The organism is Sphingomonas pituitosa NBRC 102491, assembly GCF_001598435.1.
In the GTDB taxonomy this organism is placed as follows: Bacteria; Pseudomonadota; Alphaproteobacteria; order Sphingomonadales; family Sphingomonadaceae; genus Sphingomonas; species Sphingomonas pituitosa.
This window is the reverse complement of the sequence record NZ_BCYY01000013.1, coordinates 83,725-105,883: the sequence shown is the minus strand read 5'-3', so window position 1 is coordinate 105,883 and position 22,159 is coordinate 83,725. Positions and strand designations below refer to the sequence as shown.

Here is a 22,159-nt window from a genome sequence, read left to right as displayed (position 1 = left end):
CCGACGACGCGCGATGAACTCGTTGCCCCAACCAGCAGCGTGGCCGGGAGGCTTGTTGTAGGAAGCTCGAACTGAGTCGAGCAAGGGCCTGCTATGTAAACTTTCTGAAATAGTTTTGTTGACAGCAGGAACCCCTAGGAAAACCGTGGGGGTGGCGAAATTGTCAAATCATTCCAGGTGTTTAACGTGGCAAACCAAGGCCAGGGCGCGATCGAATCGAGCCGACTCGTGGATTCGCGCGATTCGAGGCTGTTGCCCGAATTTTAACCATCTTTTGCGGCGCACATGCGCAAAAAGCCCCGCCGGACGGGTCCGGCAGGGCTTTTGATTACCGCTTGATTACGGTTAGGCGAGCGCCTGAAGACGCTTGTTGAGGCGCGAGAACTTGCGCGCCGCGGTGTTCTTGTGGAGCACGCCCTTGGCGACGCCACGTGCGATTTCCGGCTGCGCAGCGGCGAGCGCTTCGGTGGCAGCGGCCTTGTCGCCGGCGGTCAGCGCAGCTTCGACCTTCTTGACGAAGGTACGGATGCGGCCGACGCGTGCACCGTTGATCTCGGCGCGGCGGTCGTTGCGACGGATGCGCTTCTTCGCTTGCGGCGTATTCGCCATTCGGTCTTGTTCCTGCTCGAAATGGGTGAGGCGCGGAAGCGAGCCCACGCCGGAAAGACGGGCCCTTTATCGGCTGCAGCGATTCGGGTCAACCTTTTCAGCGCTGACATTTGCCACAATAGAAGGTGGAACGCCCCGAATCCACGCGCCGCTGCACAAGACGACCGCAAGCACAGGGCTCCCCTTCCCGCCCATAGACGCGCCATTCCTTGGCGAAATAGCCGAGCTCGCCGTCCGGCCGGGCATAATCGCGCAGGGTGGAGCCGCCCGCGCGAATCGCCGCCGCCAGCACCTCGCGTATCGCCGCGACGAGCTTCTCGAGCTTGGCCCGCCCGATCGATCCCGCCGGCTTGGTCGGCGCGATACCCGACAGGAACAGCGCCTCGCACACATAGATATTGCCGAGGCCGGCGACGATTCGCTGGTCGAGCAGCAGCGCCTTCACCGGCGCGATTCGATCGGCGAACGCTTCTACAAGGTGCGCGGCGGTGAACTCCGGCCCCAGCGGCTCCGGCCCCAGCGCCTTGAAAGCCGGCCAGTTCGCCAGCCCGGCCGTCGGCACCAGGTCCATCGAACCGAATCGCCGCGGATCGTTGAGCGCCAGCCGGTGGCGCGCCGTCTCGATCACGACATGGTCGTGCTTGCCGATTTCCGAAGGATCGATCCGCCAGCGCCCCGACATGCCGAGGTGGAAGACCAGCGTATCGTCGCGGTCCGTATATATAAGGCCGTATTTCGCGCGGCGGGACAGGCCGGTGACGATCGCGCTGGTCAGCCGCTGGCCAAGATCGACCGGAAAGGGCCGACGCAGATCGGCCCTGTTCAACAGCACACGCTCGATCCGCTGCCCCTCCAGCACGGGGGCGAGGCCGCGAACGGTGGTTTCTACTTCGGGAAGCTCAGGCATCTCGCATTACAGCTAGGAAGTGCGGGGCCGAATGTCACCTGCCCCTCAGCCCCCTTGGTTTGGCCGTCGCGTGCCGCTAAGGCACGGCCATGCCCGATACCGTCTCCTTCGGTTACGAAGACGTCGCCCCCGAGGACAAGACCCGCCGCGTCGGCGAGGTGTTCTCGAATGTCGCCAGCAAATACGATCTGATGAACGACGCCATGTCGGGCGGCATGCATCGGCTGTGGAAGGACCGCTTCGTCCGCCGGGTGAAGCCGCGCGCCGGCGAGCACATCCTCGACATGGCCGGCGGCACCGGCGACATCGCCTTCCGCATGGCCGAGACCGGTGCCGCGATCACCGTCGCGGACATCAATCCGGAAATGCTCAGCGTCGGCGTCGAGCGCGCCGCCCAGCGCGGCATCGACGGGCTGGTGTGGACCGAGGCCAATGCCGAGACGCTGCAATTCCCCGACCGCTTCTTCGACGCCTATACGATCGCGTTCGGCATCCGCAACGTGACCGACATCCCCAAGGCGCTCCGCGAGGCGCACCGCGTATTGAAGCGCGGCGGCCGCTTCTTCGTGCTCGAATTCTCGACCACCCAGTGGCCGGGCTTCGCCGAGCTCTACGACGCCTATTCGCACAAGCTGGTCCCCAAGCTCGGCAAGCTGCTCGCGCAGGACGAGGACAGCTATCGCTACCTGATCGAATCGATCCGCCGCTTCCCGGACATGCCGAGCTTCGAGCGGATGATCGCCGAAGCCGGCTTCCGGCAGACCAAGGTCGAGCCGCTGCTCGGCGGCCTCGTTGCGATCCACAGCGGCTGGAAGATTTGATGGCTTTTTGGCTGCGCGAGGGAGTTCCCGCGCTGAAGCCCCTCTCCTTCAGGCGCACCGGGTCGGCGCTGCCCCCGGCAGCGCCTGAACAGCGCGGGGCGCTGTTCACCCGGTGCGGGGTTTGGGGTGGGGCTGTGTCTCACCGAGACCAAGAGGCGTTCTGGAATCCCTCCACCCCCAACCCCTCCTCCGAGGAGGAGGGGCTAAAGGCATGACCGCGCCCGCCATCCATCTCTGGCGCCTGTTCAAATGGGGCCGCATCCTCGCCCGCCATGGTGCCCTGCGCGGCATCGAGCGGGACGCAAACACGCCGCGACCGATTCGGCGTTTCGTGCGCGTACTGCGCATTGGCGCGCGCCTTCCGACAGTACCCGCTTATGCCGATGCCTTCCAGGCGATCGGCCCGGCGGCGATCAAGCTGGGCCAGACGCTCGCCACCCGCCCCGATCTCGTCGGCGAGGAAGCCGCGCATGACCTGCTCCGCCTGCAGGATGCGCTGCCCCCCGTCCCCTTCGAGATCATCCGCGAGCGGATCGAGACCAGCTATGGCCGCCCGCTCTCCGCCTTCTTCGCCGAGATCGAGGAAGCCCCGATCGGCGCCGCCTCGATCGCGCAGGTCCACCGCGCGGTGACCACCGACGGCCGCCGCGTCGCGGTGAAGGTGCTGCGCCCGGGCATCGAAAGCGATTTCGCCCGCGCGATCGAGACCTATGAATGGGCCGCCGCCCAGCTCGAGGCCTATGGCGGCGAGGCGCGCCGCCTGCGCCCGCGCCTGGTGATCGAAAGCTTCAAGCGCTGGACCGTGCGCGAACTCGACTTCCGCCGCGAGGCTGCCTCGGCCTCCGAACTGGCCGAGGCGATGACCGCGGAGCCGGACTTCATGGTCCCCACGATCGACTGGCAGCGCACCACCGGCAAGGTGCTGACGCTGGAGTGGATCGACGGCATCAAGCTCAGCGACCGCGACGCGCTGGTCCGCGCCGGGCACGACATGCCGGGCCTCGCCGGCAAGCTGATCAAGGCGTTTCTCCGCCAGGCGATCGCCGAAGGCTTCTTCCATGCGGACATGCACCAGGGCAATCTGTTCGCGCTGCCCGATGGCCGCATCGCCGCGATCGACTTCGGCATCATGGGCCGGATCGATCGCCGCGCCCGCGTGTGGCTGGCCGAGATCCTCTACGGCCTGATCACCGGCGACTATAAGCGCGTGGCCGAGATCCATTTCGAGGCGGGCTATGTCCCCGCCCACCACAATGTCGCCGAGTTCGCGACGGCGCTGCGTGCCGTGGGCGAGCCGATGCGCGGGCTGCCGGTGAAGGAAATGTCGATCGGCGGCATGCTCGACGGCCTGTTCTCGATCACCCGCGACTTCGACATGATGACGCAGCCGCATCTGCTGCTGCTCCAGAAGACGATGGTGATGGTGGAAGGCGTGGCGCGCGGGCTCGATCCGGACATCAACCTGTGGGACGTCTCGGCACCGTTCGTCCGCGAATGGATCCGCACCGAGCTGGGGCCCGAGGCCAAGGTCGCCGATCGCCTGATCGCGGACATCCGCACCCTCGCTCGCCTGCCGGAACTGGTCCGCAACATCGAACTGCGCTTCCCTGCCCCCGGCGGCGCGCCGCCGGAACCGCCCCTGCGCGAAATCCAGGTGGTGCGCGTCGGCGGCGGCTGGCGCTATGCGGTGGTGGCGCTGCTGGCAGCGGCGGCGGGCGTGCTCGGAACGCTGCTGCTCGCATGAGCGGCCGCACGCGCCGCGTCTGGACCCGCCAGCCGAGCCGCTTCGCTGCCCTTTCGCGGGGCCGCGCGCGGCTGGCCTGGGCCGCGCTGCTCGTGCTGCTCCTCACCTCGCTGACGGCGCTGGCGGTGCCTTCGCTTACCGGCGCCGGCGACGCAGCGGGGCGCACGGCGGACCGGATGACGGACATCGGCCTCTACGAGCGCGTGGTTGCCGGGATGAAGGGCGGCGACCCCTATTATGTCGCGGCCAGCGAGGCGATGCGGGCGGGCGCCTATCCGCTCCACCCGTTCCTGACGATGCGCCTCCCGGCGCTCGCCGCGCTGCAGGCGGCGATCCCGGGCTGGGCGAGCATCGCGCTGCTCCTCGCGCTGGCGGCGCTGACCGCCTTCGCCTGGGCATCGCGGGTGGGCGCCGCGCTCAGCGGGCTGCTGCCGCGCGCGATCATGATGATGCTGCTCGCCGCCTCGATGCTGGCCTTCTTCCAGCCGGGGCTGGTGCTGTTCCACGAGATCTGGGCCGGGTTGCTCGTCGCCCTTTCACTGGCCCTCCGCCGCCCCGGCCGCGCGCTGGAAGCGATCGCGCTGGGCCTCGCCGCGATGCTGATCCGCGAGACCGCCGCGCTCTACGTGCTCGTCATGCTCGCCTTCGCCTGGCGCGAGGACCGGCGCGGCGAGGCACTGGGCTGGGGCGTCGCGCTGCTGCTGTTCGGCGGCGCACTGGCCCTCCACGCCCATGCGGTGGCGAGCGTCACCGGCCCGCTGGACCCGACGTCGCCAGGCTGGGCGGCGTTCAACGGCCCCGGCTTCTTCCTCAGCGCCCTGGTTGCATCGACCGGGTTCCAGGCACTGCCGCTGGCGCTGGGCGCGCTGCTCGTCACCCTCGCGGTGGTGGGCTGGGCGAGCTGGGACGACGCGCTGGGCCTGCGGATGTTTGCGCTGCTGGTCGCTTACGGCGCCGTGATCGCGCTGTTTGCCCGGCTCGACAATTTCTACTGGGCGCTGATGGTGGCGCCCGCCGCGCTGGTCGGCCTCGTCTTCGTACCCGATGCGGTGGCGGACCTGTGGCAGCGCGCGCTCGACAGGCGGCGGATCACGGTTACAACGGTGACACCATGAAACGCATCCTGCTCATCGTCGGCGGGGGCATCGCTGCCTACAAGGCGTGCGAACTCGTCCGCCTCTGCCGCAAGGCCGGAATCGGCGTTACCTGCGTGCTGACGGAAGGCGGCCAGCATTTCGTGACGCCGATGACGCTGGCGGCGCTGTCCGAAAACCAGGTGTATACCACCTTGTGGGATCTGAAGGACGAAGCGGAGATGGGCCATATCCAGCTCAGCCGCCAGGCCGATCTGGTCGTCGTCGCGCCCGCCACCGCCGACCTGCTCGCCCGCATGGCCGGGGGCATCGCCAGCGATCTGGCGACCACGCTGCTGCTCGCCACCGACAAGCCGGTGCTGGCCGCGCCCGCGATGAACGTGCGGATGTGGAGCCATGCCGCCACCCGCCGCAACGTGGCGCAACTGCGCGCCGACAGGGTGACCGTGCTGGAGCCCGACGAGGGGCCGATGGCGTGTGGTGAATATGGCCCCGGCCGCCTGCCCGAGCCCGCGGCGATTCTCGCCGCCATCCAGCAGGCGCTCGCCCCCGCCGAGGCGCGGCTCGCCGGCAGGCACATCCTCGTCACTGCCGGCCCCACGCACGAGCCGATCGATCCCGTGCGCTACATCGCCAATCGTTCGTCGGGGAAGCAGGGCTTCGCCATCGCCGGAGCGCTTGCGGCACTTGGGGCGCGCGTCACGCTCGTCGCCGGGCCCGTGACGCTGCCGACGCCGCCCGGGGTCACCCGCGTCGATGTCGAAACCGCGCGGGAGATGGCCGCCGCGGTCGATGCCGCCCTTCCCGCCGACGCCGCGGTGATGGTCGCCGCGGTCGCCGACTGGCACGTCGAGCCAGCGTCCCAGAAGCTGAAGAAGGGCGATTCCGCGCCGCTGCTGCACCTGTCACAGAATCCTGATATCCTCGCCGGCCTGGCGCAGGACGCGCGTCGGCCGCAGCTCGTGGTGGGCTTCGCGGCGGAAACCGAACGAGTGATCGAACATGCCGTCGCGAAACGCACGCGCAAGAACGCGGACTGGATTGTCGCCAACGATGTTTCCGGCGATGTGATGGGGGGTGAAGCCAATGCCGTCCATCTCGTCACTGTCGAAGGCGTCGATTCCTGGGAGCGCGCGTCCAAGGCCGACGTCGCCCGCCGCCTGGCCGAGCGGATCGCCGATGCGCTCTAGGATACTGCCCGCGCTTGCCGGGCTCGCCCTGGTCGCCGGCTGCACCACGCCCGTTGCGACCGTGCATACCGCCGCCAAGGTGGAGCCCGCGCTCAACCTCCACGCACGCAACTTCGGCGCAACGGCGCCGGACACGGTGCGGACGCTCGTCGTGGTGCTGCACGGCGACGGCAGCCCGGAGGCGCGAAGCGATCATTACCGCTTTGCGGAGAGCGTCACCCAGGCCATTCCGAACAGCGCCGCCGTTGCGCTGCTGCGCCCGGGCTATGGCGACATGGCGGGCAACCGCTCGCCGGGCCAGGCAGGGATGGGTTTCGGCGACGACTATACGCAACAGCATATCGACGCCGTCGCCGAGTCCATCGGCATCCTGCGCCGCCGCTTCGCCGGTGCGCGGCTGATCCTGGTCGGCGATTCGGGCGGCGCGGCGATCGCGGCCGACATCGCCGGCATCCGCCCCGATCTGCTCGATGCGATGGTGCTGGTCGGGTGTCCCTGTGCGCTGCCCGAATGGCGCAAGGGCATGCAGAAACAGCGGCACGGCGCCGCGTGGGCGACGCCGGTCGCCAGCCTCGATCCGCTCAAGACTGCTGGCGGGGTGATGCCCGGCCTGCGCGCGGCGGTGCTGGTCGGCCTGAACGACAAGATCACGCCGCCGGCCCTGTCGCGTGCCTATGCCGAGGCCCTTGCACTTCGCGGCATCGCTACCGATCTGCGCATCGTCCCCGGACGGGGACATGATTTGCTCAACGATTCTGAAGTGTTGGCGGCCACCACCCGGCTGGCCGCGGCGCTTCCCACGAAAGGCTGACCTTGCTGCCGCCGATCCGCATCGCGATCCAACGCCTGCCCCATGGTGAGCACCTCCCCCTTCCCCGCTATGCCACCGACGGCGCCGCCGGCATGGACGTGGTTGCCGCGGAGGACCTGACCCTCGCGCCGGGGGCGCGCCACGCCGTCGCCACCGGCTTCGCGATGGCGATCCCGGCCGGCTATGAGGTGCAGGTCCGCCCGCGCTCCGGACTGGCGCTCAAGCACGGCATCACCTGCCTCAACACCCCGGGCACCATCGACAGCGATTATCGCGGCGAAATCAAGGTGATCCTCGCCAATCTTGGCAGCGAGGACTTTCCCGTCGCCCGCGGTGATCGCATCGCGCAGCTGGTACCGGCCCCGGTGCAGCGCGCCGATCTCGACGAGGTCGCCACCCTCGACGCGACCGCAAGGGGAGCCGGCGGCTTCGGCTCGACCGGGCAATGATCACCGCCATCGCCCTTGCGATCGCCCTGCAGGCAACGCCCCCGCGGATTGACTGGCCGTCGCTCGCGCCCCTCCCCTTTCGGGCCGAGCCGCAGATCACGCCGGACATGCTCGCCTTCGTGGCCCAGGAAGTCACGGCGCGCAAATGCCCGCTGGCGATCGGTGCGGGCCTGACGCTCACCGTCGACGTCGCCGTTCTGGTGGACGCGCAGGACACTATCCGCACGACCGTACCACGCGCCATCCAGTGCCCGACGGTGGAGCAATATGCCGCAGCCATGGTCGCGAGCGCCGCGCGCGGCAACCTGTTGCCGCGCATGGCCAGCGCCGATCAATGGTACCGCGCGAGCGTTACCTTCACCTGGCCGAAATGACCCTCTCCGACGAGGAGCTGGAACGCTACGCGCGCCACATCATCCTGCGTGAAATCGGCGGTGCGGGCCAGGCAAGGCTGAAGGCAGCGCAGGTCCTGGTGATCGGCGCGGGCGGCATCGGCGCACCGGCGATCCAGTATCTTGCAGCGGCCGGGGTCGGCGGGATGACCATCGTCGATGATGACCTCGTGGATCGCTCCAACCTGCAGCGCCAGGTGCTGTTCGCCACCGCCGACATCGGCGCCGGCAAGGCGCAAGCTGCCGCCGCACGGGTCGCGGCGATCAATCCCAACGTTGCCGTGCGCGTCGAGCCGCGTCGCCTGTCCGCGCAGGACGCCCCCGCGCTGATCGCCGGGCACGACGTCGTCCTCGACGGCACGGACAATTTCGCAACCCGCCTCGCCGTCGCCGACGCCGCCCTCGCCGCCCGCGTGCCGCTCGTCTCCTCCGCCGTCGCGGAGTTCGAGGGCCAGCTCGGCACCTTCCGCGGCTGGGAGGCGGACAAGCCCTGCTACCGCTGCTTCGTCGGCCACGACCCCGAGCGTGAAGGCGTGAGCTGTTCCGAACAGGGCGTGCTCGGCGCGCTGACCGGCATCCTCGGCAGTCTTGCGGCGCTGGAAGTGATTCGCGCCATCACGCCTTTCGGCGACGATACGGCCGGCAAGCTGTTGCTGGTCGATGCGCTGGCGTTGCGCTTCCGCACGCTCCAGCTGCCCAAGGATCCGGGTTGCCCGGCTTGCGGCACGGGAACGCTCCGGTAAGGAGAAGGGGCTACCAACGGCGCCGAAGCCGCAGCTACAGGAGCCATGATGACCGACCCGACCGCCAAGCCCCCGCGCGTGCTCGTCACCGGATCGGCCGGGTTCATCGGCTTCCACACCGCCAGCCGCCTGCTGCAGGCGGGCGCGACGGTGCTCGGCATCGACAATTTCTCGGATTACTATGACGTCGCGCTGAAGGAAGCGCGCAACGACATGCTGTCGAACCACCCCAATTTCCGGGTGGCGCGCCTGTCGATCGAGGATCAACCCGCGCTCGCCGCCGCCTGGGCCGCGTTCAAGCCCGACGTGGTGATCCACCTCGCCGCGCAGGCGGGTGTGCGGTTCAGCATCGAGCAGCCCGCCAGCTATGTTGGCGCCAACATCGTCGGCACGTTCAACCTGATCGAGCTCGCGCGGCATCATCCGGTCCGCCATTTCCTCGCCGCCTCGACCAGCTCGGTCTACGGCGCCAATACCGACATGCCGTTCGGTGAAACCCAGCGCACCGCCACGCCGATGAGCCTGTACGCCGCCACCAAGGGCGCGACCGAGCTGATGGGCCACAGCTATGCGCACCTGTTCCGCACGCCGATGACCTTCTTCCGCTTCTTCACGGTCTATGGGCCGTGGGGGCGGCCGGACATGGCGCTGTTCAAGTTCACCCGCGCCATCCTCGCGGGCGAGCCGATCGACGTCTACAACAACGGCGACATGGTGCGGGACTTCACCTTCATCGACGATCTCGCCGAATCGATCGTGCGCCTGGTCGACGCCGTGCCGGGCGACGTGCCGGTGGAAGGCGACAGCCTCTCGCCCGTGGCGCCGTTCCGCATCGTCAACATCGGCGCCGGCCGCCCGACGCCGCTGATGGACTATATCGCCGCGGCGGAGAAGGCGCTGGGCCGCACGGCCACGAAGAACTTCCTGCCGATGCAGGCCGGCGACGTGCCGGCTACCGAAGCCTCCTCGGAGCTGCTCCGCCGCCTCACCGGCTACGCGCCTTCCACCACCCCGGAAGAGGGCGTGGCGGCGTTCGTGCGCTGGTATCTGGAACATTATCGAAGCTGAAACCGGCGCTGGTGCATGGCAGCTGCTCCTGAACGGAGCGGACAAGATGACCTTCGAATGGCCGGCGCACGGACTGAAGCTGCAGACCCGCATCGAAACGCGCGCGGCGACGATCGGCGTGATCGGCATGGGCTATGTCGGCCTGCCGCTGGCCGTTGCCTTCGGCGAGGCCGGTTGCTCGGTGCTCGGCTTCGACCTCGATCCCGAGAAGGTCGTCGCGCTCAACCGGGGCGAAAGCTACATCAAGCACATCCCTGGTGACCGCATCGCCCCGCTCGTCGCCGCGCAGCGTATCGCCGCCACCGCCGACCTGGACCGGCTGGGCGAAGCGGACGTGCTGCTGATCTGCGTGCCGACGCCGCTCACCCGCCATCTCGAACCCGACCTGAAATATGTCGAGCACACCACCCGCGCGATCGCGCACACGCTGCGCAAGGGCCAGCTGGTGATCCTCGAATCGACCACCTATCCCGGCACCACCCGCGAGGTGATGCAGCCGATCCTCGAGGAAGCCGGCCTGATCGCCGGCAAGGACTTTTTCCTGGCCTACTCGCCCGAGCGCGAGGACCCGGGCAACCCGACCTTCTCGACCACCAAGATCCCCAAGGTCGTCGGCGCCGACGATCCGGCCTCGGCGGGGCTGGCCATGGCGCTCTACCGCCACATCGTGCCCCAGGTCATCCAGGTCTCGTCCGCCGCGACCGCCGAGGCGGTGAAGATCACCGAGAATGTGTTCCGCGCGGTCAACATCGCGCTGGTCAACGAGCTGAAGCTGATCTTCACTGCGATGGACATCGACGTGTGGGAAGTGATCGAGGCGGCAAAGTCCAAGCCGTTCGGCTTCATGCCCTTCTATCCCGGCCCGGGCCTGGGCGGGCACTGCATCCCGATCGACCCCTTTTACCTCACCTGGAAGGCGCGCGAGTATAACCAGCACACCCGCTTCATCGAGCTCGCCGGCCAGATCAACGCCGACATGCCGCAGCACGTGATCCGCGTGCTGGCGGACACGCTCGACGCGCGCTTCGGCCGGGGCCTGCGCGGCGCGCGCATCCTGGTGCTGGGGGTGGCCTACAAGAAGAATGTCGACGACATTCGCGAGAGCCCGTCGCTCCGCCTGATGGAGCTGATCGAGGCGCGCGGCGCCACGGCCGATTTCCACGATCCCCATGTCGCCCAGATCAACGGCACGCGCGAGCATCCGACGCTCAACTACCGGCACGGCGTGGCATGGGACGAGGCGGCGATCGCCGGGTATGACGCGGTGCTGATCGCCACCGACCACGACGCGGTCGACTATGCCGCGCTGGTGGCTTCCGCCAAGCTGGTGATCGACACCCGCAATGCCTGCGGCAAGGCAGGCGTGACGGGCGACAACATCGCCCGCGCCTGAGGCCTTAATCGTCAGCCAACCAGTCTTCCCGGCCATGTCGGAGGCGGAGGATGAGAATGCCGTCGGCTTGGGCGTGGTAGAAAATCAGGTGCGCCTTGTAGCGAAACGCGCGCAAACGCTGCCGGAGTTCCTCGCGTTCCCGCGAGATGCGGATTGTCCGCCAGCATCGCGAAGCACGCTTCCAGCCCCGCAGCATAGCGCTCGGCCTGCGCGGTGCCGAACTGCTCGACGCCAAATAGTTATAGTTCGACCAGATCGGCGCCGGCCGCGCGGCTGAGCCTATACCGCGCCATCGTTGCTGCCGACGCGCGCACGGGCCGCATCGAGCAGCGCTGCCACGCTGCGCGTTTCGATGCCGCTGGCTTCGGCTTCGTCGATCAGCTGCTGCATTGCCTCGATCTTGCGCTCGCGGCGCTGATCGCGACGGATCAGGTCCCGCACATAGTCGCTGGTATTACTGTAGCGGCCGCTTTCGGCCTGCGCCTCGACCCAGGCCTTCATCGTGTCGGGCAGAGAAACGTTCATCGTCGCCATAGAGCACCTCGCAGGTGAACTATGGCGACGATGACAAACTTTGCCAAGTACGGGCTCAGCCCAGCGCCTTCTCCGCGAAGGCGCGCACCGCCGGTTCGAGGTCCGGACGCGACAGCGCCACGGCGAGGTTGGCCTGGATGAAGCCCGCCTTGTCGCCGCAGTCGTATCGGGTGCCCTGGAAGGTCACGCCGTGGAACGCCTGGTCGCCGATCATCCGCTGCATCGCGTCGGTCAGCTGGATCTCGCCGCCGGCGCCCTTGCCCTGGTTTTCCAGGATGCGCATCACTTCCGGCTGCAGGATGTAGCGACCGATCACCGACAGGTTCGACGGCGCGGTGCCCGGCGCCGGCTTTTCGACGAGGCCCTTCACTTGCGTGAGGGTGCCGTCCTGCGTGCCCGGCGTGATGATGCCGTAGCGGTGCGTCTGGTCGTCGGGCACTTCCTCGGCGCAGATCAGATTGCCGCCCACCTTGTTATAGGCGTCGACCATCTGCTTCAGGCACCCCGGCTGGCCGAACATGAAGTCGTCCGGCAGCAGCACCGCGAACGGCTCGTCGCCGACGATGTCGCGGGCGCACCATACGGCATGGCCCAGGCCCATCGGCTCCTGCTGGCGGACATAGGCGATGTTGCCCGGCTTCAGCCGGGTGCCGTCGAGCACTTCGAGCGACTTGCCGCGTGCGGCCATCGTCGCTTCCAGCTCATAGGCGATGTCGAAATGGTCCTCGAGCGCGGACTTGCCGCGACCGGTGACGAAGATCATCTGCTCGATGCCGGCTTCCACCGCCTCGTCGACGGCGTACTGGATCAACGGGCGGTCGACGACCGGCAGCATCTCCTTCGGCATCGCCTTGGTGGCGGGCAGGAACCGGGTGCCGAGACCCGCAACCGGGAACACGGCCTTACGCAGCGGCTTGATCGTCATAACCCCCCTCGTGGTAAATTTTGGGTGCAGTGCGGCATAACGTCATACCGCGCGGCTGGCAAACGCGCGGAATCCGTAATGGTTCGGTTAGGCAACTACGCTAATCGATGAAAATGGCACAGGCCCGCAAAAAGCTGTTCGTCGTCTTCGGCACACGACCCGAAGCCATCAAGCTCTTTCCCGTGATCGGGGCATTGCAGGCCATGCCCGACCTTGCGGTCGTTACTTGCGTGACTGCGCAGCATCGTGGCCTGTTGGACCAGGTTCTGGCGATCGCCGGCATTGCGCCGGACATCGACCTCGACCTGATGACGCCGGGCCAGTCGCTCGACGCGCTGACCGTCCGGCTGCTCACCGGCATCGGCGGCGCGCTGGATTCGGTTCGGCCCGATCGGGTGATCGTGCAGGGCGACACCGCCACCGCGATGGTCGGTGCGTTGGCGGCCTATTACCGAAAGATCCCGGTAAGCCATGTCGAGGCCGGCCTGCGCTCGGGCGACATCTACCAGCCCTGGCCGGAGGAGGTGAACCGCCGGATCGTCGCGCCGATCGCCGACCAGCATTTCGCGCCTACCGAAACGGCGGCGAATGCGTTGCGCGACGAGAATATTCCGGCGGCCACCATCCATGTCACCGGCAACACGGTGATCGACGCGCTGCTGGCGACGCGCGCGCGGATCGCGGCGGAACCGTCGCTCGCCGCCGGGCTGGACCCGATCGCCGCGCGCTTCGCCGGCAAGCGGATCATCCTCGTCACCACGCATCGTCGCGAGAATTTCGGCGGCGGCATGGCCGCGATCGCCGAGGCGCTGCGCCGAATCGCGGCGCGTCCGGACGTGGCGATCCTGTTCCCGGTGCACCCCAACCCCAACGTCGTCGCGGTGATGGACGCGGCACTCGGCGATCAGCCCAACATCGCGCGCATCGATCCGCTCGATTACCCGCACTTCATCCGCGCGCTGGGCATGGCCGATCTGGTGCTGAGCGATTCGGGCGGCGTGCAGGAAGAAGCGCCCGCGCTCGGCAAGCCGGTACTGGTGATGCGCGAGACGACCGAGCGGCCCGAGGGGGTCACCGCCGGCACCGCGCGACTGGTCGGCACCGATGCGGACCGGATCGTCGAGGAAGTGGCGCGCCTGCTCGACGACCCCCAGGCCCATGCCGCGATGGCCCGCGCGCACAATCCGTTCGGCGACGGTCACGCCGCCGCGCGTATCGCCGCCATCGTCCGCGCGGGGTTCGACCTCGACTGAGCGGTCTTCCGATATTTTAACGCCTCTCTGCCATGGTCGCGGCTCCTGATTTCGCCCGGAGTTTGCGATGCTTGTCACCTCTGAGCCGAAGGTCGCGGTGCTCGGCCTCGGCTATATCGGGCTACCGACCGCGGCCGTGATCGCGCGGACGGGCGCAAGGGTGCTGGGCATCGACGTCGATGCGACCGTGGTGGAGACGGTGAACTCGGGCCGCGTGCATATCGAGGAGATCGACCTCGACGGTCTGGTCTCCGGCGTGGTCGCGCGCGGCAACCTTCGCGCCGCGCTGACGATCGAGCCGTCGGACGTGTTCGTCATCGCCGTGCCGACCCCCTTCGGCGCCAACCATGCGCCCGACATCGGCTATGTCCTGCAGGCCGCGACCAGCATCGCAACGGTCTTGAAGGCCGGCGACGTGGTGATCCTCGAATCGACTTCGCCGGTAGGCACGACCGAGAAGGTGGCCGAACTGCTCGCCACGCTGCGCCCGGACCTGAAGGTGCCCGGCCACAGCGCGGGCAGCGCCGACATCGCCATCGCCTATTGCCCGGAACGGGTGCTGCCCGGCCGCATCCTGGTCGAACTGATCGAGAATGACCGGGTCATCGGCGGCATCACCCCGCGCTGCGCCCGCAAGGCGCTGCATTTCTACCGCCGCTTCGTCCGCGGTGCCTGCGTCACCACCACGGCGCGGGCGGCGGAGATGACCAAGCTTACCGAGAACGCGTTTCGCGACGTCAACATCGCCTTCGCCAACGAACTGTCGATCCTGGCCGAGGGCATGGGCGTGGACGTATGGGAGGTGATCCGCCTCGCCAACCGCCATCCCCGGGTGAACATCCTGTCACCCGGTCCGGGCGTAGGCGGCCACTGCATCGCCGTCGATCCGTGGTTCCTGGTGCATTCCAACCCCGAGCAGAGCCCGCTGATCCGCACCGCCCGCGAGGTGAACGACGGCAAGGTCGCGCACAGCATCGCGCGGGCCGAGGCGCTGATCGCCCGCCTGCCGGGCGCGCCGATCGCCTGCCTGGGCCTCGCCTTCAAGGCGAACATCGACGATTTCCGCGAGAGCCCGGCGCTCAAGGTCGCGCAGGCGATCGCCGAGCGGCACGGCGCCCGCGTCCGCATCGTCGAGCCCTATGCCCAGGCGCTGCCCCCTGCCCTCGCCGCCACGGGTGCGACGTTGACCGACATCGACAGCGCGATCGAGAGCTGCCCGATCTTCGTGGTGCTGGTCGATCACGACCTGTTCAAGTCGGTCCCGCTCGACGAGCGCGCGGGCAAGCTGGTCTACGACACCCGCGGCATCTGGCCCGATCAGCCGGCCCCGGAGAGCATCGCCGCGGGCCTGCGCCTCGCAGGCTGAGGATGTTCTCAGCGCTGTTCCGCCGGGCGGCCCCAGCCGCCTATGCGCTGCCAGCGGGCACCCGCGCCTATGCCATCGGCGACGTCCATGGCCGGCGCGACCTGCTAAAGGAACTGCTCGCCCGGATCGACGCCGAGCGCGCCCGCGATCCCCGGCCCGACGAACATCTGATCCTGCTGGGCGACCTGATCGATCGCGGCCCGGAGTCGCGCGGCGTGCTCGATCTGCTGCTCGACCGGCAGGCGGCCGATCCGAGCCTGACGATCCTCGGCGGCAACCACGAATCGATGCTCGTCGCGATGCTCGACGGAAATTTGCAGGATCTCGAATCGTGGCTGCATTTCGGCGGCGAGGAATGCGCACTGAGCTACGGCCTCGATCCGCTCGCGCTGCTGGCGCAACCCGCCGCGGCGGCAGCGCTGCTCGGCGCCGCGATTCCCGAGACGCATGTGGCGCTGCTGCGCAGCCTGCCCGATTCGGCGCGGGTGGGCGACGTGCTGTTCGTGCACGCAGGCATCCGCCCCGGCGTCGCGCTGGACGCGCAGGACCACCATGACCTCCGCTGGATCCGCAGCCCTTTCCTGCGGAGCACCGCCGATCACGGCGTGCTGGTGGTCCACGGCCACACCGTCGTCGGCGATCCCGAAGTCCATCCGAATCGCATCGCGATCGATACCGGCGCCAGCGCCACCGGCCGCCTGACCGCACTCTGCCTCGACGGCGCCGAACGCCGCTTCCTCGCCACCGGCGCCTGATCCGGCGCCGGACGGCTATCTCGATTCGTCATCCCGGCGGAAGCCGGGATCCATTCGCCTCTACGTTGCAGAAAGAGCCGCGGCCGAGACGCTAATGGATCCCGGCTTTCGCCAGGATGACGGGAGCGGCGAAATGCCAGCCTTCCCGTGAATCGGCTTGCGCTGCACACGAAAAAGCCCGCGAGGATCACTCGCGGGCTTTTCGAACTCCGGCAATCGGAAACCGCTTACTGGCCGGCGGGCTCGCCGGCGCCTTGCGGCATGCCGCCCTGCTGCTGCTGCTGCATCATCATCTGGCGGATGACCGCGGCAGGCACCAGTTCCTGCATGTTGACGTCGAAGATCAGCACCTGGTCGGACAGCTCGTTCTGCTGGCCGCCCTCGGCGCCATAGCCCAGCTTCGGCGGGAGCCAGAAGCGATAGCGCGCGCCCTTCTTCATCAGCTTCACACCCTCGGTGAAGCCGGGGATCATCGGCTGGCCGACCTGGAAGCGCATCGGCGTCTTCGGCTGGAATTCCTTGCCGCTGCGCAGAACGCCGTGGATTTCGACGACGACACCGTCCTGCTCGGCAGGATTGGCGCCGCTACCCGGCTCGATCACCTGGTACTGGAGACCCGACGGGGTGGTCTGAATGCCCGGCTGGTTCTTGTGCCACGCCATGAACCCATCGGCATCGAGATGCGATGCGACGGGCGTACGGGTGCCGCCCCAGGCCAGCGCGAAGGCGACGGCGGCCGCAGCCAGCACCCCCAACCAGATCCAGAGCTTGTAGCTGCCCTTGACGGGCTGGAGCGGAACGGCGGTCACCGACATGATCGGACTCCGGCAGAGGCTCGCGCCCCTGTTATGATGAAAACAGAGAATACGGCGCGCGCGATGTCACGCGCGCCGGGCAGGCCTCAACGGGCGCTGTCGCGCTCCATGCGCTTGCGCTCCAGCTTGCGGGCGCGACGCACGGCGGCGGCACGCTCGCGAGCGCGCTTCTCGCTCGGCTTCTCGTAGTGACGGCGCAGCTTCATCTCACGATAAACGCCTTCACGCTGCAGCTTCTTCTTGAGCGCCCGCAGCGCCTGGTCGACGTTGTTGTCGCGAACGATGATTTGCATAAAGTCGTACAGCTCCGATCAAACTCAATAGCAAGGGGCCGCCGAAACCAAAGGTACGGCGTCGAACGGGCCTCCTATCAGCGCTGTTGCGATTCTTCAAGCAAAAGCGTGCGCCCGACGCCGAAAGCAGCCGGCCCTGCCGCTATCGGCGGCGACAAAAGCATTACACCAGATTGCAGCGCTGTAACCCGGTCGATAGATTCGGGTCGCAATACCCACTTCATGATGCAGTCAGTCTCTCCCGTGGATCTAGAAACCCGCCTGTTGATCGTCGACGACGACCCCGGAATCCGCGAGCTCACGGCCGCCTTCCTGGCCCAGCACGGTTATGTCGTGGACACGGCGGAGGACGCCACCACGATGCGCGCCGCCGTCGCGTCGAAAAGCTATGCACTGGTCGTGCTGGACCTGATGATGCCGGGGGAGGACGGACTCTCGATCCTGCGCACCATGGATCGCCAGTCGGGCCCGGCCGTGATCCTCCATTCGGTGCTCAGCGAGGATATCGACCGCATCGTCGGGCTGGAGATGGGCGCGGACGATTATATCGCCAAGCCGGCCAATCCCCGCGAGCTGCTGGCCCGGATCCGCTCGGTGCTGCGGCGCAGCGTTGCCGCCCCCATGATCGGCGGTGCGCTGGAGCGCAGCTACCTTCGCTTCGCCGGATGGCGGCTCGATCCGGTCGGGCGGCAGCTCTATGATCCCGAAGGCGTGCTGATCAACCTGTCGGACGGCGAGTTCCGGCTGCTGCTGGCGCTGGTGGAACGGCCGCGCCGGGTGCTCACCCGCGACGCCCTTCTCGACTATTCGCGCGGCGCCCATGCGGAGCATTTCGACCGCGCGATCGACGTCCAGATGAGCCGGCTGCGCAAGAAGCTCGCCCGGTCCGACGCCGACGAACTGATCCGCACCATCCGCAACGAAGGCTATATGTTCGTCGCCGAAGTCACCACCAAGTGATCCGCCGGCCGGCGTCCATCGTCGTTCCGATGATGCTGTTCGCCATCACCTCGGCGGCGGTCGTCATGCTGGTCCAGTTCGCGGTGGTGTTCCACGGCCCTCCGCCAGGCTCCGGCCCGCTTCCGATCGCGCGGGTGGCCGATGCGCTCCGCGCCGGGCACGCGCCGCCCGGCCCCCAGGGCCAGAAGATCAGCATGTACCTCTCCGAAAATGACCGTTTCGGCCGCAGCGAGGAGCGCGCCTCGCCCGAGCGTGATCGCGCGATCGCCATTCTCCTGCCGGTGCCCGCCGATCAGGTCCGCGGCTATTATGAATGGCCGGCCAACGATCCGGACCAGGACATCCATGGCAGCTTCACCGTGGGTCGCCGCACCGAAAAAGGCTGGCTGGTGGCGTCGGTCAGCCGCGGGCCCGCGTTGGGCCGCTGGCGGATCGCCATCCTGCAATGGATGCTGCTCACGCTGATCATCCTGTCCCTGCTGGCCTGGGCGGCGGCGCGGCGCATCTCGCGGCCGATCCGGCGCCTGGCGGAGGCCGCCACCCGCGCGCGGCTGGGGGCACCGGAGGCCATCCCGCTGGACGGCCCCCGCGAGATCCGGGAGCTGGGGCGCGCGATGGAGGCGATGCAGGCGCGCATCCTCCAGCAGGCGGAGAACCGCACGGTGATGCTGGCAGCCATGGCCCATGACCTGGGGACACCGCTCTCGCGCCTGGCCTTCTGGATCGAGCAGCTTCCCGATGCAGCCCGCGAGCGCGCCGTGGCCGACATCGGCGAGATGCGCGCGATGCTGTCCGTCACGCTCCAGTTCACGCGCGACATTCGCGGGCACGGCGACATGGTCCGGCTGGATCTCGGCAGCGTGATCGAGAGCCTGGCGGACGACCTTTCCGCCGCGGGCAAGCCCGTGAACGTCGAGCCAGGCCCCCGCATGGTGCTGATCGGCGAGCCGCAGGCGTTGCGGCGGCTGTTCGGCAATCTCGTCGAGAATGCGATCCGCTACGGCCAGCGCGCGGAGATCCGGTGGAGCGTCCGCGACGGGCATGGGGAGATCCAGATCGACGACGAGGGCCCCGGTTTCGACCCCGCACAGACCGAGAATCTGTTCGCCCCCTTCGTGCGCGGTGAAAGCTCGCGCAACCGCGCGACGGGCGGCACCGGTCTCGGGCTCGCCATCGTCCGCTCGATCGTCGAACTGCACGGCGGCCTTGTCACGCTGGAGAATCGCCCCGGCGGCGCGGGTGGCCGCGTGCTGGTACGGTTGCCGCTTGCAACATGAAGCAACAATGAAACGGGGGTGAAATCGGCATGCGATCCGGCCCCGGCATCTGATCCTCCACGACAGGAGGGCAGGTTTGAACGACATCGACCACCAGGATCACGGCCTCACGCACGATCTTCGCGTGATGAACGCGCTCGCCAGCAGGCGCCGCGCGCTGCGCTGGTTCACCGGCGCGGGCACGGCTGCCATGCTGGCCGCATGCGACAGCGGCAATGGCGGGAGCAGCGCCACCGTCGCCAGCGCCACACCGACGCCGAGCTCGAGCCCGACGCCGACCCCCAGCCCGACGCCGACGCCGACGAGCGGCGGGAACTGCGTCGTCGATCCGACCGAGACCAACGGCCCCTATCCTGCCGACGGCACCAACACGTCCTCGGGCCTGACGTCGAACGCGCTGACGGCCGGCAATATCGTCCGCAGCGACATCCGGCCCAGCTTCATCGGGAGCGCGACGACCGTGGCCGCCGGCGTCCAGCTGACCCTCACCCTCACCGTCGTGGACGTGAATACGGGATGCGCACCGCTGGCCGGCTATGCGGTGTATATCTGGCACTGCGACCGCAACGGGAAATACTCGCTCTACGACCTGCCGGGCGAGAGCTATTTGCGCGGGGTCGGCGTAACCGATGCCAATGGCCAGGTGACCTTCACCACCATCTTCCCCGGCTGCTATGCCGGGCGCTGGCCGCACATCCATTTCGAGGTTTTCTCCAGCCTCGCCACCGCTACCAGCGGCCGCTACGCGACGCTGATCTCACAGCTGGCGATGCCCGCTGCCGCGTGCAGCACCGTATATGCCTCGGCGAGCGGCTATAGTTCGAGCCTCGGCAATCTTTCAGGCGTGTCGATCGCCCGCGACAATGTGTTCGGCGACAACAGCGCCGCCCAGATCGCACAGCAGACGCCCGCGATCAGCGGCAGCGTCGACACCGGCTACACCGCGACCGCGGTAATCGGGATCGCGCGCTAGGCTTTCCGCGCGATCTGCGCCGCTCGCCGAGGGGGCGCCTCCCCCTGCACGCGCCTTTTCGGCGGGCGGCGCTTTGCTATAGACGGGGGCATGGCCCATGCTCCCGATGCACCGCTCGATCGCAGCACGCGACTTCGCTCGATCCTCGGCGGATCGGCCGGCAATCTCGTCGAATGGTATGACTGGTACGCCTATGCGGCCCTGGCCAGCTACCTCGCGCCGCATTTCTTCGCACCGGGCACCGCGCAGGACCTGAACGCCTGGATCGTGTTCGCGATCGGCTTCTTCATGCGGCCGATCGGCGGCTGGCTGATGGGCGTCTATGGCGACCGGCACGGCCGCAAGGCGGGGCTAAGCCTGTCGGTGACGCTGATGTGCGCAGGCTCGCTGCTGATCGCGGCGACGCCGAGCTACGGCGCGATCGGATGGCTGGCGACCGCTGCGCTGGTGCTGGCGCGGCTGCTCCAGGGCCTGTCGCTCGGCGGCGAATATGGCGCCAGCGCTACCTATCTTTCGGAGATGGCAGGCCGGCGGCATCGCGGCTTCTTCTCCAGCTTCCAATATGTCACGCTGATCTCGGGCCAGCTGACCGCGCTGGTGGCGCTGATCGGGCTGCAGGCGGTGCTGCCCGAGGGGAGCCTGCGCGAATGGGGCTGGCGCCTGCCCTTCGCATTGGGCGGTGCGCTGGCGCTGCTGGTATATTGGCTGCGCCGCCGGCTGGCCGAGACCGAGAGCTTTGCGAAGCGGGACCGGCAGGCGAAATCGGGGGCCCTTGCGCTGTTCCGCCAGCACCCGCGCGAGGCGATGCTGGTGCTGCTGCTCACCGCCGGCGGCACGCTCGCCTTCTATGCCTATACCATCTACCCGATCACCTTCCTCAAGAAGACGGCCGGCTTCTCCGATGCGGCCGCCACGCAGGTGAACGCAGCGGCGCTGTTCGTCTTCATGCTCGTCCAGCCGCTCGCGGGCGCGCTGTCGGACCGGATCGGCCGCAAGCCGCTGATGATCGGCTTCGGCGTGCTGGGCGTCTGCTTCACCTATCCGATCTTCGTCGCCCTGGAGGGCGTGCGCGACGGCATGAGTGCCTTCTGGCTGATGACCGCGGCGCTGCTGATCGTCACCGGCTATACGGCGATCAACGCCGTGGTGAAGGCAGAGCTGTTCCCCGCCCATATCCGTACCCTTGGCGTTGCGCTGCCCTATGCGCTGGCGAACGCGATCTTCGGAGGCACGGCACCGTCCGTCGCCCTGTGGTTCAAGCAGGAAGGCTGGGAGCGCGGCTTCTACTGGTACGTCACCGCGATGATCGGCATCTCGCTGATCACCTATGCGACGATGCGCGACACCGCCCGCAACAGCCGGATCGCCGAAGACTGACGCTCAGGCGAGGATCGCCCCGCCGCGCTTCGCCAGCACCCGCCCGATCGCATCGAACAGCGCGTCCATCGCCACCGGCTTGAACAGCACGTCGTCCGCGCCGGTAGCCAGGCAGCGTTCGCGCAGGTCGAGCGCCGTATCGGCGGTGACGACGATGATCGGCAGATCGGCCTTGGTATCGGGGCGCGCGCGGATCTGGCGGATCGTCTCGAACCCGTCGGTGCCCGGCATGCGCAGATCGACCAGGATGATGTCGAAAGACTCGTCGTCGATTCGGGCCAGGCCCTCCTCCGCCCACGCCGCCTCGGCCATGGTCGCACCGGCAACGTCCAGCATGTCCTTCACGACGCGCCGATTCATCGGATCGTCCTCGATGAACAGGATGTTCATCGACGCTCGCCCTTCTGGGC

At 68.1% G+C, this 22,159-nt stretch carries 25 protein-coding genes; 17 read left to right on the top strand and 8 right to left on the bottom strand.

The features are described from left to right. Positions 1 to 345 precede the first annotated feature (345 nt). The gene (gene rpsT, locus SPI01S_RS12085) at positions 346 to 609 is read right to left on the bottom strand and encodes a 30S ribosomal protein S20 (RefSeq protein ID WP_010545371.1); all 264 of its coding nucleotides are present in this window, start codon (positions 607 to 609) and stop codon (positions 346 to 348) included. Positions 610 to 706: 97 nt separating this feature from the next. Continuing rightward, the gene (gene mutM / locus SPI01S_RS12080) at positions 707 to 1,516 is read right to left on the bottom strand and encodes a bifunctional DNA-formamidopyrimidine glycosylase/DNA-(apurinic or apyrimidinic site) lyase (RefSeq protein WP_066722487.1); all 810 of its coding nucleotides are present in this window, start codon (positions 1,514 to 1,516) and stop codon (positions 707 to 709) included. Between the two features lie 89 nt (positions 1,517 to 1,605). On the opposite strand from mutM, the gene SPI01S_RS12075 reads away from it, so the two are divergent. The 10 genes from SPI01S_RS12075 (at position 1,606) to SPI01S_RS12030 (ending at position 11,221) form a co-directional block, all read left to right on the top strand. Then, the gene (locus SPI01S_RS12075) at positions 1,606 to 2,337 is read left to right on the top strand and encodes a class I SAM-dependent methyltransferase (RefSeq protein WP_066722483.1); all 732 of its coding nucleotides are present in this window, start codon (positions 1,606 to 1,608) and stop codon (positions 2,335 to 2,337) included. Positions 2,338 to 2,548: 211 nt separating this feature from the next. Beyond that, the gene (gene ubiB / locus SPI01S_RS12070) at positions 2,549 to 4,081 is read left to right on the top strand and encodes a 2-polyprenylphenol 6-hydroxylase (protein ID WP_066722479.1); all 1,533 of its coding nucleotides are present in this window, start codon (positions 2,549 to 2,551) and stop codon (positions 4,079 to 4,081) included. Then, entirely contained in the window at positions 4,078 to 5,196 is a 1,119-nt protein-coding gene (locus tag SPI01S_RS12065; RefSeq protein ID WP_066722475.1) for a hypothetical protein, read from the top strand. Before ubiB ends, SPI01S_RS12065 begins: the two co-directional genes overlap by 4 nt. Continuing rightward, complete coding sequence (gene coaBC / locus SPI01S_RS12060) at positions 5,193 to 6,365, top strand: bifunctional phosphopantothenoylcysteine decarboxylase/phosphopantothenate--cysteine ligase CoaBC (protein ID WP_066722473.1); 1,173 nt, start codon at positions 5,193 to 5,195, stop codon at positions 6,363 to 6,365. Before SPI01S_RS12065 ends, coaBC begins: the two co-directional genes overlap by 4 nt. After that, positions 6,355 to 7,176 carry an alpha/beta hydrolase gene (locus SPI01S_RS12055; protein ID WP_245653576.1) on the top strand — a complete coding sequence of 274 codons (822 nt, stop codon included), beginning with the start codon at positions 6,355 to 6,357 and terminating at the stop codon, positions 7,174 to 7,176. The genes coaBC and SPI01S_RS12055 overlap by 11 nt, the downstream gene beginning before the upstream one ends. A 2-nt stretch (positions 7,177 to 7,178) precedes the next feature. Further along, complete coding sequence (gene dut, locus SPI01S_RS12050) at positions 7,179 to 7,625, top strand: dUTP diphosphatase (protein WP_066722471.1); 447 nt, start codon at positions 7,179 to 7,181, stop codon at positions 7,623 to 7,625. Then, the gene (locus SPI01S_RS12045) at positions 7,622 to 7,999 is read left to right on the top strand and encodes a hypothetical protein (protein WP_066722468.1); all 378 of its coding nucleotides are present in this window, start codon (positions 7,622 to 7,624) and stop codon (positions 7,997 to 7,999) included. The genes dut and SPI01S_RS12045 overlap by 4 nt, the downstream gene beginning before the upstream one ends. Beyond that, a complete protein-coding gene (locus SPI01S_RS12040; protein WP_066722465.1) occupies positions 7,996 to 8,760 on the top strand; it encodes a HesA/MoeB/ThiF family protein in 765 nt (254 codons plus the stop codon). The genes SPI01S_RS12045 and SPI01S_RS12040 overlap by 4 nt, the downstream gene beginning before the upstream one ends. A gap of 48 nt (positions 8,761 to 8,808) precedes the next feature. Next, a complete protein-coding gene (locus SPI01S_RS12035) occupies positions 8,809 to 9,828 on the top strand; it encodes an NAD-dependent epimerase/dehydratase family protein (RefSeq protein WP_066722624.1) in 1,020 nt (339 codons plus the stop codon). Positions 9,829 to 9,874: 46 nt separating this feature from the next. Continuing rightward, entirely contained in the window at positions 9,875 to 11,221 is a 1,347-nt protein-coding gene (locus tag SPI01S_RS12030) for a nucleotide sugar dehydrogenase (protein ID WP_066722462.1), read from the top strand. Between the two features lie 4 nt (positions 11,222 to 11,225). Here SPI01S_RS12030 and SPI01S_RS12025 read toward each other — a convergent pair whose 3' ends face one another. The 3 genes from SPI01S_RS12025 to galU form a co-directional block, all read right to left on the bottom strand. Then, positions 11,226 to 11,417 carry a type II toxin-antitoxin system RelE/ParE family toxin gene (locus SPI01S_RS12025; RefSeq protein ID WP_245653575.1) on the bottom strand — a complete coding sequence of 64 codons (192 nt, stop codon included), beginning with the start codon at positions 11,415 to 11,417 and terminating at the stop codon, positions 11,226 to 11,228. 83 nt (positions 11,418 to 11,500) lie between these two features. Further along, positions 11,501 to 11,755 carry a type II toxin-antitoxin system ParD family antitoxin gene (locus SPI01S_RS12020; RefSeq protein WP_066722459.1) on the bottom strand — a complete coding sequence of 85 codons (255 nt, stop codon included), beginning with the start codon at positions 11,753 to 11,755 and terminating at the stop codon, positions 11,501 to 11,503. Positions 11,756 to 11,810: 55 nt separating this feature from the next. Next, a complete protein-coding gene (gene galU / locus SPI01S_RS12015) occupies positions 11,811 to 12,680 on the bottom strand; it encodes a UTP--glucose-1-phosphate uridylyltransferase GalU (RefSeq protein WP_066722457.1) in 870 nt (289 codons plus the stop codon). A gap of 113 nt (positions 12,681 to 12,793) precedes the next feature. On the opposite strand from galU, the gene wecB reads away from it, so the two are divergent. The 3 genes from wecB to SPI01S_RS12000 all read left to right on the top strand — a co-directional run bounded on the left by wecB (position 12,794) and on the right by SPI01S_RS12000 (position 16,054). Next, entirely contained in the window at positions 12,794 to 13,933 is a 1,140-nt protein-coding gene (gene wecB / locus SPI01S_RS12010) for a non-hydrolyzing UDP-N-acetylglucosamine 2-epimerase (RefSeq protein WP_157084663.1), read from the top strand. Between the two features lie 67 nt (positions 13,934 to 14,000). Next, positions 14,001 to 15,299 (top strand): UDP-N-acetyl-D-mannosamine dehydrogenase, encoded by a 1,299-nt coding sequence (gene wecC, locus SPI01S_RS12005; RefSeq protein WP_066722451.1) that lies wholly within the window; start codon positions 14,001 to 14,003, stop codon positions 15,297 to 15,299. A 2-nt stretch (positions 15,300 to 15,301) separates the two neighbouring features. Further along, complete coding sequence (locus SPI01S_RS12000; RefSeq protein ID WP_066722448.1) at positions 15,302 to 16,054, top strand: metallophosphoesterase family protein; 753 nt, start codon at positions 15,302 to 15,304, stop codon at positions 16,052 to 16,054. A 227-nt stretch (positions 16,055 to 16,281) separates the two neighbouring features. Here the strand turns inward: SPI01S_RS12000 and SPI01S_RS11995 are convergent, their stop codons facing one another. Both SPI01S_RS11995 and rpsU read right to left on the bottom strand, forming a co-directional pair. Then, positions 16,282 to 16,869: an FKBP-type peptidyl-prolyl cis-trans isomerase gene (locus SPI01S_RS11995; RefSeq protein ID WP_066722445.1), complete on the bottom strand. Its 588-nt coding sequence runs from the start codon at positions 16,867 to 16,869 to the stop codon at positions 16,282 to 16,284. 86 nt (positions 16,870 to 16,955) lie between these two features. Beyond that, on the bottom strand, positions 16,956 to 17,162 hold the full coding sequence (rpsU, locus tag SPI01S_RS11990) for a 30S ribosomal protein S21 (RefSeq protein ID WP_010545388.1): 207 nt from the start codon (positions 17,160 to 17,162) through the stop codon (positions 16,956 to 16,958). Positions 17,163 to 17,384: 222 nt separating this feature from the next. Between rpsU and SPI01S_RS11985 the strand changes: the two genes are divergently transcribed. From SPI01S_RS11985 to SPI01S_RS11970, 4 genes are all read left to right on the top strand, one after another. Beyond that, the gene (locus tag SPI01S_RS11985) at positions 17,385 to 18,122 is read left to right on the top strand and encodes a response regulator (protein ID WP_066722442.1); all 738 of its coding nucleotides are present in this window, start codon (positions 17,385 to 17,387) and stop codon (positions 18,120 to 18,122) included. Beyond that, a complete protein-coding gene (locus SPI01S_RS11980) occupies positions 18,119 to 19,399 on the top strand; it encodes an ATP-binding protein (protein WP_245653574.1) in 1,281 nt (426 codons plus the stop codon). The genes SPI01S_RS11985 and SPI01S_RS11980 overlap by 4 nt, the downstream gene beginning before the upstream one ends. Positions 19,400 to 19,526: 127 nt before the next feature. Continuing rightward, on the top strand, positions 19,527 to 20,372 hold the full coding sequence (locus SPI01S_RS11975; protein ID WP_084253436.1) for a dioxygenase family protein: 846 nt from the start codon (positions 19,527 to 19,529) through the stop codon (positions 20,370 to 20,372). A gap of 90 nt (positions 20,373 to 20,462) precedes the next feature. Further along, positions 20,463 to 21,749 (top strand): MFS transporter, encoded by a 1,287-nt coding sequence (locus SPI01S_RS11970; protein ID WP_066722436.1) that lies wholly within the window; start codon positions 20,463 to 20,465, stop codon positions 21,747 to 21,749. A 3-nt stretch (positions 21,750 to 21,752) separates the two neighbouring features. On the opposite strand, the gene SPI01S_RS11965 is transcribed toward SPI01S_RS11970, so the two are convergent. Beyond that, on the bottom strand, positions 21,753 to 22,139 hold the full coding sequence (locus tag SPI01S_RS11965; RefSeq protein WP_066722434.1) for a response regulator: 387 nt from the start codon (positions 22,137 to 22,139) through the stop codon (positions 21,753 to 21,755). Positions 22,140 to 22,159: the final 20 nt, after the last annotated feature.